This window comes from Lysinibacillus sp. NPDC048646 (assembly GCF_050272295.1).
Taxonomy (GTDB): domain Bacteria; phylum Bacillota; class Bacilli; order Bacillales_A; family Planococcaceae; genus Lysinibacillus.
In genome coordinates this window covers 75,846-89,517 of record NZ_JBNNLZ010000003.1, presented here as the reverse complement: position 1 = coordinate 89,517, position 13,672 = coordinate 75,846, and the positions used below count along the sequence as shown (strand labels likewise).

The window sequence follows — 13,672 nt, the reverse complement described above, 5'->3', positions numbered from 1 at the left end:
TGCCTTACACTAATAATCTATGATTTTTGACGAAAGGAGATTGGTAATATGTCCGATAAACCACCTGAAAAAGCTATATTTTTCTTGAAAAATTTTATGCTATATGAATCCTCAAGCTGATAAGGATGCTAGAAAACGATAAAATTTTTACTTGTTTCTCGGCCTCTTTATTTCTTTTAAAGTTTCCCTGCGTTCAGCAATTGTATTATGGTACAGAAAACAGCGTGCTAGAGACAGAAATCTCTCATATTTCAAAATGGGAGATAGATGGCGTGATTTTTTTGATTAAAGAGGGATACAAAATCCTACAGGAGATCGTAGGTAAAGGTGTAATGGATAGTTGTATCCACTAAAAAAACGACGAATGATTATCTCAATGAAATCATTCGTCGTTTTTCGTATTATTGATGTTTATTTTGGAATGTAACCATAAAGTCTCGTAGTGCCTCGCAAGCTTCTAAAGGTACAGCGTTATAAGTAGAAGCACGGCAGCCACCTACAGAACGGTGACCGTTTAGTCCAACGAAACCAGCTGCTTTTGCTTCAACTAAGAATTGTTTTTCTAGTTCCTCATCTGCGACACGGAAAGTGATGTTCATCAATGAACGGCTTACTGGCGTTGCATGTCCTGTATAGAAACCATTGCTATTATCAATTGCGTCGTAAATGACTTTTGCTTTTGCTTCATTGTGCTTCGCGATTGCTTCAACGCCGCCTTTAGACTCAACCCATTTCAATACTTCACCTAACATATAAATACCAAATGTTGGAGGTGTATTGTATAAAGAGTTACTGTCAGCATGCGTTGTATATTTTAGCATTGTTGGAATCTCTTTATTTGCTTTTTCAAGTAAATCTTTGCGGATAATGACTACTGTAACACCAGATGGCCCAAGGTTTTTTTGTGCACCTGCATAGATAATACCAAATTTGCTGATATCTACTGGTTTAGAAAGGATGTCACTAGACATATCTGCTACTAATGGGACATTACCAGTATCAGGAAAATCATTCCATTGTGTACCGTAAATTGTGTTGTTTGATGTGATGTGGACATAAGCATCATCTTCATTGAATTGAATGTCAGCTAATGCAGGAATATTGCGGTATTTGTTTTCTTTTGTACTTGCTGCTTCAACAGCTGTACCGAAAAATTTTGCTTCTTTGAACGCTTTTTCAGACCATGAGCCTGATAATACGTAGCTAGCCTTTTTATCAGCTTGTAAGATGTTCATTGGTATCATAGTGAATTGAAGGCTTGCCCCACCTTGTAGGAAAAGTACTTCATAGTTTTCAGGGATAGCATAAAGTTTTTTCAATAGAGCAATTGCTTCATTATGTACATCATCAAAAATTGCACTACGATGGCTCATCTCCATAATAGACATACCTGATTCACGGAAGTTTACTAATTGTTGTTGAGCGTTTTCTAATACTTCTTGTGGTAGTGCAGAAGGGCCTGCGTTAAAATTGTATGCACGTTGTGTCAAAATGGTACACTCCTTGTTTTTGTTTAATAAATGCACTTTATAGGATTATAACTTAATTTTCAAGAGAAAAAACAAAATTCTCAATATTTGAGCATAATAGTGCCAGGCACGCACACAAATCAAACACAAATCGGAACATTTTGAAACGGACTTGCGTTTATTATGTTAAATAAGTGGGGATTTTTGGGTGTAGTGTAAAAAGTATATCCTCTTTTTCAGATTGAAATGGAGTGTTTGTTATGGCAAGAGAAGCAACTCAATCACTAGAAAATGGTTTTCGGCTATTTGATTGGTACCATATAAGCTGGCTGCTATTGACAGCACTTGGGATCTTTGTGATGTTTCAGCTATATCGTAAGGCAAATCAATTGCAGCGTAAAAAAATACGGATTTATTGGGCGTTTACGATTGTGTTCCTTGAGGCTATTAAAAATATTGTTTTGATTTTGGACAATACATTTTGGAACGGGTCTTGGCCATTTCATCTTTGCGGCTTAGGAATTTTTATAGTACTTGCCCATGCGCTTGTTAAAGGACATTATGTTGATATGCTACTGTATTGTTTGACAATGCCTGGCGCATTGATGGCATTGCTTACACCAGAATGGACGAATATCTCAGCATTTAGTTATCTGCATTTTCATAGTTTTTTATTTCATCTTTTGTTATTTGCCTATCCGATGACGATGCTAGTTGCGCAAGAATTACAATTGTCTATCCGTAAAATATGGCAGCCAATCGTATTTTTATGTATAACGGTCCCACCAATTTATGCCTTGAATATTGTTTGGGGAACAAATTTTATGTTTTTAAATCAAGCACCAGTGGGAACGCCATTGATAGTGCTCGAGCAATTCGTTGGAGAGAAACATTATATAATCGGTTTAATTGGTCTTGTCATCTTATTTTGGCTTATTTTATTAGGACCCATCATCCTTTGGAAAAAGCGTCCATATTAATTTGTATAAAAAGTAACGCCATTTAGTCGCTTCGATTGGGATTCATTTGTTCAAAACATGTGAATCTCTTGTATTTGATTTTTAAGAATGAAGGCTATGTCTAACTTTATAGGCATAGCTTTTCTTTTGTTTGTCAGAAAAATCAGAAATTATTAACAGCATGTTTTTCGTTTTAACCAACAGGAACAGGCAAGAAGTTATGAGGGGAAGGCTCTTTTTAAAGTATCTTAGACATCACACACCAGACTGGTAGCATTGAATTTACGGTGGGGAAAGTGAAATAGGCGCAGGTCTTTGGTTTGTTATCTTTGCTTCGACGAGCTCTAATTAGCGTTTTTACAACGATCTATCAACGTTATACGGACTGGTTTGCATGTGGATGGAGCGATCCGCATTGTATTGGCTGTCATCATTGGGGTGACTACATTATCTTGAACCTCTCACGACTGAAGTTACGTGTGTTCTCGTCGAATCAATAAAACTCAACATAGACAAGAAATTTTCGGTATAATTAACGGTGAATATTGAAATAAGGGGTGTTTTCATGTTTACAGTAGAGGATGCTTGTCTTGTTGTGGTCGATGTACAGGGGAAGTTAGCGACAATTGTAGATGACAGTGAAGTAGTGATTCAAAATGTAGCAAAATTAGTACAGGCTATGAACGCATTGGAAGTACCGATTCTATGGCTTGAACAAAATCCAAGTCGTTTAGGTGGCACAGCGTTGGAGATTGCTCAGCACCTACAGGGTCAGCCGCTTGCTAAAATAGCCTTTAGTGCATGTCAAGAGGCTGCTTTTGTCGATGCAATGAAGGGAAGTGGTCGTACACAGTTTATTGTGACAGGTATCGAAACACATATTTGCGTGTATCAAACAGCGAGACAGTTAAAAGAGCAGGGCTTCGAGGTCGAGGTTGTAGTGGATGCCGTATCTTCACGAACGAAGGCAAATAAAGAGATTGGTCTTGAAAAAATGAAGGCACTTGACATCTTGCCTACGAGTACAGAAATGATTTTATACGAACTACTTCAAAGAGCAGATCACGCACATTTCAAAACCGTGTTACAACTGATTAAATAAAGAAAAAAACTCATCAACACGATGAGTTTTTTGTTTTTTAAGCTGGCATTTCCGTAGGTGTTGGTTTGGCATAACCATTTTTATAGGTGTCATCAATCGTTTGACGTATTTCTTTTAGGCTCATGCCATCTTTATGCATTTTTGCTGACTGTAGGGCGATTTCTAAGCAAACCATGCAGCGTGTACCATGATCATCCCACACAATCGTGCCATCTTCGCGTTTTTCTTGAATAAAGCAGTTCAAATTACTTTTATGGCCAGCAGATTCACCGCAACCACAGTAACATGGCATCCATTCGAGGATCTCTGTGGATTGTCCAGCAATTTGGTACACTAAACGAATATTTTCTGATTGACTATCTAAAAAAGATGGTAGGACATCAGCACCAACCGTTTCCTCTTGAATATCTCCGGAAACATGTTCATGTCCGTCATGTGAGGCTTCACTTTGTGACTCGTTTGGATCTTGTTCAATCACTTGTTTTTTTTCTCCACAAGCACTTAAAACGAGTAATGCCATAACAACAAAAATTGATATGAGTTTCTTCAAAAATAGCGCCTCCTATATGTTTACAATGCTTCCATTATAACATCGTTCGCATGTGCATATATAGAAGACAGGGATGAATATCAATGAAATATATCTGATCCACGTGTTTTGTTCATTAAAAGTTCCATTTTTTCACGCAGTAATTTTTTTAAGAAGAAACCAAATAGTATAAAGAATAACCAGAAGCCTAGCAAGAAAGTGAGATCTATCCAAACTTTGGACCAAATGATGCCACCAACTGCCTCTCGCATCATTTCAATTGCATAGGTAAACGGTAAAAATGGATTAATTGATTGAAAAAACGCCGGTAATAATTCAACAGGGTAAGTGCCTCCTGAACCTGCAATTTGCAAGACCAACATGACAATCGCTAACGCTTTTCCAACATTCCCAAATACAGATACAAGCGTGTAAACAACCGTTATAAAGACAAAGCTAATAAAAAGACCAAATAATATAAAGTAATATGGAGCACTAATCGAACCGTCTAACAAGATAATATCGCCAATCGTAATGATAAGTGTTTGGATAAAGGAAATAGTAGCAAATGTTAATAGACGGCCAAAGTATATTTCACGAATACTATATTGTTCAGTCTGATGAATATTCACTGCAAGAAGTGATATCAATAATAAACAACCAACCCAAATAGATAACACTGTATAAAAAGGTGTCATAGCCGTTCCATAATTAGCGATAGGAAACATTCTATGTTCTTCTAGTTTGATGGGTTCTTCAAAGAAATCTCGTTCGGCATTTACATCATTTTTTAGTAATTGCACGATTTCGGATAGATCTGCTTCATTTTCAAGTGTTCTCAGTTTATTGGCAAGTTCGATAATTTTTTTGCTTAACGTAGGAAAATCCGATTGTGCAACAGTAAGCGTGTTATGTGCGGTAGATAGTGTTTTTTGCGCATTGCTTAGTAATTGTGTTGCCTGTGGAATAATCGATTGTACCTTTGTAAGCATTGACGATGCATTTGTTAATGTATTTTTGGCAGTTGTCAAAGTCGTATGAATCTGAGGCTCTAGCTGATTGACGTAGTAACTAAGAAATTCATTTATATGAGTAGCAGCGTTTTGTGCAACCTTTTGCACATCAGCGATGTCTTTTTTTATGGTCTCCTCGTCTACAGAGCCCAATTGCTGTAAATTACCAGATAACGCTGATAGTAAAGATTTTAGCTGATTTAAGGCAGTTAGTGAGCTGAAGGAATAGTCGGTTAAACTAGGGTTAGCCTGCAAATCGCCTTTTAGAGTCTCAAGCTGTTGTATTATTTGCTTATTTGCTATTTGATGAATGGCATCTTCTGAGTCAGTTTGTTGTAGTGATGTAAGAACACTTTGTAAATCTTTTTCAAGCTGTTTTCGTGTCTCAGCATCAGCTTGGGTTAATTTTTGTAATGCCTCGAGGGTTTGAATGCTGCTATTTACTTTCTGTAGAGACAAATTCACTTCGTTCTGAAGGTTCTCTTTTGCTTGTGTTACGCCAGATGTATCTAAATTTGCATGTTCTAGTCTTTCAAAAAGTTGGTTAAATTGATTTGCTAGATTTTGTACGGTTTGTAAATCCTTTTTGACAATAGGAGATAATTTAGTGAACACCGCTTCAGCATCATTAATAAGATCTAATCCTTGCTGAACAGTTGTAAGTCCGTCATTTGTCATTTTTTGAACTTCAGGGATTTGCGTTGTAGCTCGATTCATTAATTTTTCAGCTTGTTGCACATCTTCAGTGGTTTGTGTTAGAAAAGATTCAATATCTGGTAAGTGTTGTTCAATGGTGAAAATATAGTTTTCAAATTTTCTAAAGTCTGGGATATCTTGTTCGATTTCCACGCCAAGAGTATTGAAAATAGAAAAAAGTGTGCCATTGACGGTGGCTATAAATTCACTGGAAACTTGTTGAGTAAGAACACTTGCCCCTTTACTGGTAATTTTAGGCGCAATCGGATTGATTTTTTCATTTACATAATAATCGATATGCGCTTTTGTCGGTTTATCACTAAGTATTGACGTCAGCTTTTCGGAAAAATCGTTAGGGACAATGATGACGGCAAAATAATCACCGTTGTTTAATTCAGCAATTGCCTTTTGCCTGGAAGTAAAGTGCCAGGCGAAATTTTTGTTAGTAGTTAAATTAACGGTTAATTCCTTGCCGACATCTATATCCTGTCCCTTAACAGTGGTGCCGGTGTCTTCATTCACAACTGCAATTTTCATATTTGCTGTATGTGCATAAGGATCCATCGAGGCGTAAATATTAAGCCAGGCATAAAGAGAAGGTAAAAAGAGAAGTCCACCAATAATGACAGCAACCACCCAGTTTGTTAATATATTATGGATATCACGTTTATAAATTTTGAAAACATGATGCAAAGTGTGTTTCATAGCAACAATTCACTCCATATTCATTTTGAGCATTATAGGTAGTAGTTTTCCAAAAAACATCTGAATTATGTTTGAATAGTGGGAAATCTTAAGTTCAAAGACTAATTAGTTTACTAGGATTTCAAAACACTTTATAATCAATTCCGGATACACTAAAACTAGGATGTTTTAGTGTGAAAAAGGAGGAGCTTGTCCATTGAAAAAGCTATTAATTATCGGATCGATTATTGTTGTATTATTTGCAGCGGTGATTGTGCTAACAAATGTGTCTAACAACAACAAACTATCGAGTGGAAATAACCCATACGGTGACAAAAAATTAAAACAAGAAACAATTGACCAATTGGATGATGAAAATTACCAAAACATTATGCTACCTGACGAGCTAGAAGCAAAAATCGAAGCAGGTGAAGATGTGAATGCTTATTTCTTCAGTCCAATTTGTGTACACTGTCAAGCTTTCACACCAAAGTTAATGCCAATTGCTGATGAGCTTGGTGTCGATATTGCGCAAATAAATGTCTATGAGTATGATGTATGGGATAAATACGGTATTGATGCAACGCCAACATTCATCCGTTTCGAAGATGGCAAAGAGGTAAATCGTTTCCAAGGTGCGTTACAAGAGGAAGACTTACGTGCATTCTTAAATACAGAGGTATTAAAAAAATAGCTTTTACAGAGACTGTCTAAAATTTACTTTTGGACAGTCTTTTTTCTATTACATAGATATAGCGGATTAAGATTGTTGATTTACATTGTGGGCGGAAGCCTTCCGCTGACGGGGGCGAGCAGATTTTCCCGCTGCGTCGCCGCTATTTGTTCCAAGCAACTGAAAAATTGTCCATGCCGGCAATGCCAATATTATCTCCAGTCACTTTGTATAAAGCAGTCTATCTAGTATTGTTTTTTGTAGTGTATACTATAGTTACTGATGAGTAGTAGACTGGAGGAAAGATGTATGACAATGGATGATTATTTTTATAATGGAGAGTTGATGAGATGTTATGAAATGGCAAAGCAAGTAGCTGAAGGACCTGACAAGGCATTAGCTGATAAATATATTGCTTTACTTGAGGCGTATGATTTTGCGAAATATCCAAAGCCAACACTTTCAGTAGAAACACAGCATGGTGAACGAGCTGATGAAAGCTATCCTGAATCAGCTGTTGTCGTAGAAATTCGTGCTATAAAGGATGAGGCTGCATTTGCGAAGCGTGTGAAAGAACTAGAGGAAATGGCGAAAACGGGCACAGCGAACGAAAAGGCGCAATCCTTCTTTACTCAGGGCGAGCTATTCCTATTTGCCCATCATTATAATGAAAGTGTGCATTGTTTCAAACAGGCAGTGACGGAGAATCCAAATAAGGGATTATATTGGGGGATAACGGGTCAAACGATGCATCGCTTTGGTTGGATGCCGTTTGATGCACTGGGCTATTTAGAGCAAGCAATTAAACTTGATTCCACCAATGCACGCTGGAAGTGGAATAAGGCACTAGTGCTTATCCAATTAGCAAAAGATTTACAAATGGCTCCTTTTATAGCCAATGCAGCGATTACTTTAGAGGAAGCGCTTGCTGACTGTGAGGATCATCAGCTATCGCTAAGAGATGCTATCCAAAATACCATTAATAATATGGATGGTTACGTATTTTCATAAAAAGTGATGACTGTTCACATGCAAAGAGTTAGCATATTGTATAGTTATAATTTCTAGAAAAAGAGAGGTTTTACTACTCTTTTGAGTTGTCTCAAATGACTTTTGTGACAACTCTTTTTTGTGAAAATATTTTTTATTTATCTCTTTAGAATATTTAATTAATTTATATATAGGTATTTCGTTGTAGTATAATAGTTCCTATACTGATATCTAATAGATTTATTTAATAGTTTTCATAAACTTCGTAAGGATGAAAGGAAGGTGTATCGATGTGGAAATTAAATGAGGATTTTTCGTTATTCAAACAAGGCATACCATACATCATACTATCACTCGCTTTGCTAATGATTATGAGCTTTTGGAGTGAGCAACTTTATGGAATCTTTGGAGAAAACAATTATGTCACGCTCCATTTAATGATGGAAATACTTATTATTGTTGTGACAATGTCAATTGCGATACAGTCGTGGTTGATTTCGCCATATATTTTATCGAATAGAGTTCTCTATATAGGTGCCTTATTTTTAACGATAAGTTTGCTTGAATCGGCACATGCACTCTCCTATAAGGGGATGCCATATTTTATTACGGGGAATACGACGTATGCCGCAACATGGTTTTATATGCTAGCGAGATTGCTATTATCTATAGGCTGCTTTTTCATATTGATTGTTAAGGAAAAACCGATTAGTATGTCTTATCGCTGGTTGATATATAGTTTGCCCTTCATAACGATTATCGGTTGCTTTGTTCTTATTTACGCACCGACACAAATATTGCCCTCCATCTTTATAGAAGGGGATGGTCCAACAATTTTAAAAAATATTTTGCAATATAGCGCAGTTATATTACAAGTAATCATAATGCTCATATTGCTTAAATATTTTAAATATGCCCCCAAAATAACATTCTTACTGTTTGGTAGTTCAATTTATTTAATTTTTGCTGATGTTTTTTTTACCATCTATCGTGATGTTTATGATATTAAAAATTTTATTGGTCACATCTTCCAGCTATGTGCATATTATCTTCTTTTTAGAGCAATGTATTTTTCATCGATTGAAAAGCCATTTCAGCAGTTATTAGATACTCAAGCGAATTTAGAAAGATCACGTGAAAAGATGCACTTTATGGCCTATCATAATGAGGTGACAAATTTACCAAATGAACGTTTTTTGATGGAATCGTTAAAAAGAAATCTACACATATCTAAATCAGAAAAGGCCATTTTGGCCATCGAGATAGAACGTATTGCCACAATTAAAGCATCACTTGGGAGTACATATGCGGACCAACTGATAAACATGGTTGCGCAAAGGCTGAGAGATGTTTTACCAGAGAAGTATTTACTATGTATGTTAAGAGAAGATTATTTTGTTGTTGTAATCGATGAAGTGAATAATGAGCATCATCTTACACAGCTTAGTCAACAGTTACAAGATGCGATGTTGGCGTCATTTCAATTGCAACATTTTTCACTAAACGGTAATTTAAACATTGGGATTGCCTTATTTCCAGCAGACGCCTACAAGGAAGAAGAATTAGTGAGATTTGCATTATATGCCATGCATGAAGCTGGTAAAGTACCTTCACATACTCTATTTTATGAGTCTTCTATGTCTAGTAAAATTACGGAAAAGCTTATATTAGAAAATGATTTGCACTATGCACTAGACAATCATGAACTATTTTTAGAATACCAACCGCAAGTAGACTTGCAAGCGGGTAAAATTATATCTGTTGAGGCACTTATACGTTGGCGGCATCCTAAAAAGGGCTGGATTTCGCCCGGTGACTTTATTCCGATTGCTGAAGAATCAGGATTAATTATCCCCATTGGACAATGGGTGTTAGAGACTGCTTGTAGGCAAGTGAAACAGTGGGAACAAGCAGGGTTACCGTCGATTAAAGTTGCGGTTAATCTTTCATTAGGTCAACTGTTCCAGCAGAATTTGGTTGAAATGATTCAGGACGTCTTAGAACGAACAAGGTTAGAGTCTCGATACCTGCAGCTAGAAATAACGGAAAGTATGACGATCAATATTGACCATATGACAACCGTATTACATCAGCTAAAGGCCCTTGGTGTTACAATAGCGGTAGATGATTTTGGAACAGGTTACTCATCATTATCCTATCTGAAGGATTTCCCAATCGACTGCTTAAAAATTGATCGATCATTTATTCGCAAAATTCAAACCGATTCTACTGATAAAGCATTAGTTGACATGATATTGTCTATGGCGAAACATCTACGATTGAAAGTAGTGGCTGAAGGAATTGAGGAAGTTGAACAGTTATCATACCTAATAGCAAGTCATTGTGAAACTGTCCAAGGTTACTTATTTAGTAAACCTTTACCTCCAGAAGTATTGCAAGAAAATTATGATATACTACAACAAAATGCACGAAATATTTTAAAAAAGCTTAGTGTTTGTCAAGTATAGAAAATGGAAAGCTTTAAAACATCCTTGTTTCTTATTGAGACGAGGGTGTTTTTGTGTGGAACTTATTTAATTATCCTATTTTTGGATAGTAATACAATGTATGCACTTTATTTTATTCTTAATATACTAAATATAACGATAATTATTATTTTTCATGAATGAATAGCTTTTGTAACGTTGACTTTACTTAGATGAAGTAATATAATTTTCAAAATATAACGATTTAAATTAATTGAATAGTTTTATAATAATAATTTTTATGGATAATATTCTATAAAGATAGTGAAGTATATTAACAAGAAATATGGCAAGAGAATAGGAGTTTGGTTAATGGATATTATGCAAAAAGCTGTGGAAATGCATAGACAAGCACAAGGGAAAATGAAAATTGTAGCAAAAGTTCCAGTACAGGATACATATGATTTAAGTTTGGCGTACTCACCAGGAGTAGCACAGCCATGTATAGAAATCGAAAATAATCCACAGGCCGTATACGATTACACAATAAAAGGCAATTTAGTAGGGATTGTTACGGATGGAACAGCGGTTCTCGGTTTAGGCGATATTGGGCCGGAAGCGGCACTGCCTGTAATGGAGGGAAAGGCAATCTTATTAAAGCGCTTTGCAGATGTCGATGCATTTCCAATTTGTCTAGGAACAAAGGATGTCGATGAAATTGTTCGTACAGTCAAAGCGATTGCTCCTACGTTTGGAGGCATTAACCTAGAGGATATTTCGGCACCACGTTGCTTTGAAATCGAGGATCGTCTTCGTCAGGAATGTAATATTCCTGTATTCCACGATGATCAGCATGGGACAGCGATTGTGGTAGGTGCAGGCTTACAAAATGCTATTAAAATCGTTAACAAAAAACCACAAGACATGCAAGTTGTTATTAATGGTGCAGGGGCTGCTGGTATTGCGATTTTACGATTACTACTGCAAATGGGCTATAAAAATGTGATTATGTGCGATACAAAAGGCATTATTTTTGATGGCCGTCTGGAAGGTATGAATAGCATTAAAGAACAAATTGCAAAAATCTCGAATCCTGATAAGCTAAAAGGGTCGTTGGAGGATGCCATTGCAAATAGTGATGTTTTTGTAGGTGTATCAGTTGCTAATCTATTAACAAAAAAGCATATTGATTCTATGAACGAAAACCCTATAGTCTTTGCTTTAGCAAATCCAAATCCTGAAATTACGTATGAAAATGCACGTGCATGGGGTGTTCGTGTAATGGGTACAGGTCGTTCAGATTATCCAAACCAAGTAAACAATATGCTTGCTTTCCCAGGTATTTTCCGTGGCGCACTAGATGTACGAGCAACAGACATTAACGAAGCGATGAAGCTTGCAGCAGTTGAAGCGATTGCCTCTTTAGTGTCAGAAGAAGATTTATGTGAAGAGTTCATTATCCCAAAATCGATGGATGAACGTGTTGCAGGCGTGGTCGCAAAAGCGGTCGGTAGTGCAGCTATTGAATCTGGCGTTTCAATCTTATTCCAACAACCACGATTAAGGGTCTAAACGTTGCCCGTTTATTTATGTTCTACAATCATGGTATGATAGATGCGCAATGATTTGTAGATATAAAGGACGGGTTTTTATAATGGCACAAGAAGTGGCGAATAAATTTATAGAGAATGTATGTAATCATTTGGTTCGAAACATGAATATAGAACAGGTTGAACAGCATTTTAAAGAGACAATTGCGATGCAACGAGAGTCAGTGCAATCACAAACAGCTTTTTGGGATATGTTGATGATGAATATGCTATATTTCACAGAAAATGAGCAGATTTGGGAAAAAGAATTTTTAAAAATGCTTGTAAAAAAACAGTGGTTAAAGCCAACTGTACTTGAAGAAGAGCTACTGATGCACCAAATGCGTATTCGTCAGCAAGTTGCTGAACAATTGGATACAGCAAAGGAATTGTTCCATAAACAGTATGAAACGCAAGGCTTAACAGAAGAAGATATCGTTTATGATTATGCCTATAGTTCAGCAGGGCATTCAATGCGCATGGATTTATTGTCCGTGTTCGTGTCTACACCAGAACAATCGAAGGTGCTTTTTGATGCCGATCCACAGGAAACGATTCGTATTGTCAATGGTTATATTGCTTACCATACAGACAGTCTTATTAATAAAACAAAATTAATGTAATGTTGACGGACTCCCTTCCTTTGTGCAGTGGAGTCTTTTTATTGCAGAGAGTCTTACAAATGCTGAAGTAGGAGTAAGATTTGCGTTTTTATTCATTGAAGAAATATTGATGAGATAAGAAGTAAATAAACCAACATTTGTGCAGGATAATTATTGAATATGGTAAGATAGTAGTAATTTTATTTGAAAGGAATTTTGTCCATGAAATCACCGTTTACATTTAAACATACACAACCGTCCAATATGGATCCACATAAAAAATACCCAGCAATCTTTTTACTGCATGGTATGGGAAGCAATGAGGATGACTTACCACCATTAGTACAAAATTTTAAAGAGCAGTGTCATATTTTCAGTTTACGTGGTCCAATCACCCAGAAGCCAGGCTATGCATTTTTTACGATTCAAGAAATCGGTAAACCAGATCGAGCAATTTTTGATCAGGTGTTAGTGGCTCTGCAACGTTTTATGCTAGAAGCGATCGATGAACATCAAATTGACCCACATAAAGTTTATGTATTAGGCTTTAGCCAGGGTGCAATTTTAGCGCAGTCCTTGGCATTCGTCATGGGTAATCTAATTCGTGGAGTTGTAGCACTAAGTGGATACATGCCAAAATTTGTAACAGAAGAGTATGCTATTCGTCCAATCAATCATCTACAAATATTTATTTCACATGGTGATTATGATTACGTTATCCCATCACAATGGGGCGTTGAAAGCAAGGAAATATTTGAGCAATTCGGTGCACATGTTACGTTCAAGCAGTATCCCGATGGCCATGGTGTCACACCAGAAAATATGCAAGATATAGGTCAGTTTTTAGCACAAGAATTACAAGATAACGTGCATTAAAGACAAAAAAACAGGGTATCTCAAATTATAAAGATTTGAGACACCCTATTTTTAATTTGTAAGA

At 36.4% G+C, this 13,672-nt stretch carries 11 protein-coding genes; 8 read left to right on the top strand and 3 right to left on the bottom strand.

Features of this window, described 5'->3' with window-relative positions:
* Positions 1-401: 401 nt before the first annotated feature.
* Positions 402-1,490 (bottom strand): 3-phosphoserine/phosphohydroxythreonine transaminase, encoded by a 1,089-nt coding sequence (gene serC / locus ACQKII_RS04990; protein ID WP_427456927.1) that lies wholly within the window; start codon positions 1,488-1,490, stop codon positions 402-404.
* A gap of 239 nt (positions 1,491-1,729) precedes the next feature.
* Here serC and ACQKII_RS04985 point away from each other — a divergent pair, with 239 nt between their 5' ends.
* Positions 1,730-2,449, top strand: a complete 720-nt coding sequence (locus ACQKII_RS04985; protein WP_427456925.1) for a YwaF family protein — start codon at positions 1,730-1,732, stop codon at positions 2,447-2,449.
* Positions 2,450-2,993: 544 nt separating this feature from the next.
* Positions 2,994-3,530: an isochorismatase family protein gene (locus tag ACQKII_RS04980; protein ID WP_427456923.1), complete on the top strand. Its 537-nt coding sequence runs from the start codon at positions 2,994-2,996 to the stop codon at positions 3,528-3,530.
* A gap of 37 nt (positions 3,531-3,567) precedes the next feature.
* On the opposite strand, the gene ACQKII_RS04975 is transcribed toward ACQKII_RS04980, so the two are convergent.
* Complete coding sequence (locus ACQKII_RS04975) at positions 3,568-4,080, bottom strand: PCYCGC motif-containing (lipo)protein (protein WP_427456921.1); 513 nt, start codon at positions 4,078-4,080, stop codon at positions 3,568-3,570.
* A gap of 80 nt (positions 4,081-4,160) precedes the next feature.
* The gene (locus ACQKII_RS04970) at positions 4,161-6,473 is read right to left on the bottom strand and encodes a YhgE/Pip family protein (RefSeq protein ID WP_427456919.1); all 2,313 of its coding nucleotides are present in this window, start codon (positions 6,471-6,473) and stop codon (positions 4,161-4,163) included.
* 196 nt (positions 6,474-6,669) lie between these two features.
* On the opposite strand from ACQKII_RS04970, the gene ACQKII_RS04965 reads away from it, so the two are divergent.
* The 6 genes from ACQKII_RS04965 (at position 6,670) to ACQKII_RS04940 (ending at position 13,608) form a co-directional block, all read left to right on the top strand.
* Positions 6,670-7,146, top strand: a complete 477-nt coding sequence (locus tag ACQKII_RS04965; protein WP_427456917.1) for a thioredoxin family protein — start codon at positions 6,670-6,672, stop codon at positions 7,144-7,146.
* A gap of 288 nt (positions 7,147-7,434) precedes the next feature.
* A complete protein-coding gene (locus ACQKII_RS04960) occupies positions 7,435-8,136 on the top strand; it encodes an O-linked GlcNAc transferase (RefSeq protein ID WP_427456915.1) in 702 nt (233 codons plus the stop codon).
* A 269-nt stretch (positions 8,137-8,405) separates the two neighbouring features.
* Positions 8,406-10,583 (top strand): bifunctional diguanylate cyclase/phosphodiesterase, encoded by a 2,178-nt coding sequence (locus ACQKII_RS04955; RefSeq protein WP_427456913.1) that lies wholly within the window; start codon positions 8,406-8,408, stop codon positions 10,581-10,583.
* A gap of 330 nt (positions 10,584-10,913) precedes the next feature.
* A complete protein-coding gene (locus ACQKII_RS04950; protein ID WP_427456911.1) occupies positions 10,914-12,113 on the top strand; it encodes an NAD(P)-dependent malic enzyme in 1,200 nt (399 codons plus the stop codon).
* 82 nt (positions 12,114-12,195) lie between these two features.
* Positions 12,196-12,753: a hypothetical protein gene (locus ACQKII_RS04945; protein WP_427456909.1), complete on the top strand. Its 558-nt coding sequence runs from the start codon at positions 12,196-12,198 to the stop codon at positions 12,751-12,753.
* Between the two features lie 201 nt (positions 12,754-12,954).
* On the top strand, positions 12,955-13,608 hold the full coding sequence (locus ACQKII_RS04940) for an alpha/beta hydrolase (protein ID WP_427456907.1): 654 nt from the start codon (positions 12,955-12,957) through the stop codon (positions 13,606-13,608).
* Positions 13,609-13,672 lie beyond the last annotated feature (64 nt).

Coding starts and splice junctions, on each gene's coding strand:
- ACQKII_RS04945 (WP_427456909.1), top strand. CDS start 12,196: ATGGCACAAGAAGTGGCGAATAAATTTATAGAGAATGTATGTAATCAT.
- ACQKII_RS04950 (WP_427456911.1), top strand. CDS start 10,914: ATGGATATTATGCAAAAAGCTGTGGAAATGCATAGACAAGCACAAGGG.
- ACQKII_RS04985 (WP_427456925.1), top strand. CDS start 1,730: ATGGCAAGAGAAGCAACTCAATCACTAGAAAATGGTTTTCGGCTATTT.
- ACQKII_RS04980 (WP_427456923.1), top strand. CDS start 2,994: ATGTTTACAGTAGAGGATGCTTGTCTTGTTGTGGTCGATGTACAGGGG.
- ACQKII_RS04970 (WP_427456919.1), bottom strand. CDS start 6,473: ATGAAACACACTTTGCATCATGTTTTCAAAATTTATAAACGTGATATC.
- ACQKII_RS04940 (WP_427456907.1), top strand. CDS start 12,955: ATGAAATCACCGTTTACATTTAAACATACACAACCGTCCAATATGGAT.
- ACQKII_RS04960 (WP_427456915.1), top strand. CDS start 7,435: ATGACAATGGATGATTATTTTTATAATGGAGAGTTGATGAGATGTTAT.
- ACQKII_RS04955 (WP_427456913.1), top strand. CDS start 8,406: ATGTGGAAATTAAATGAGGATTTTTCGTTATTCAAACAAGGCATACCA.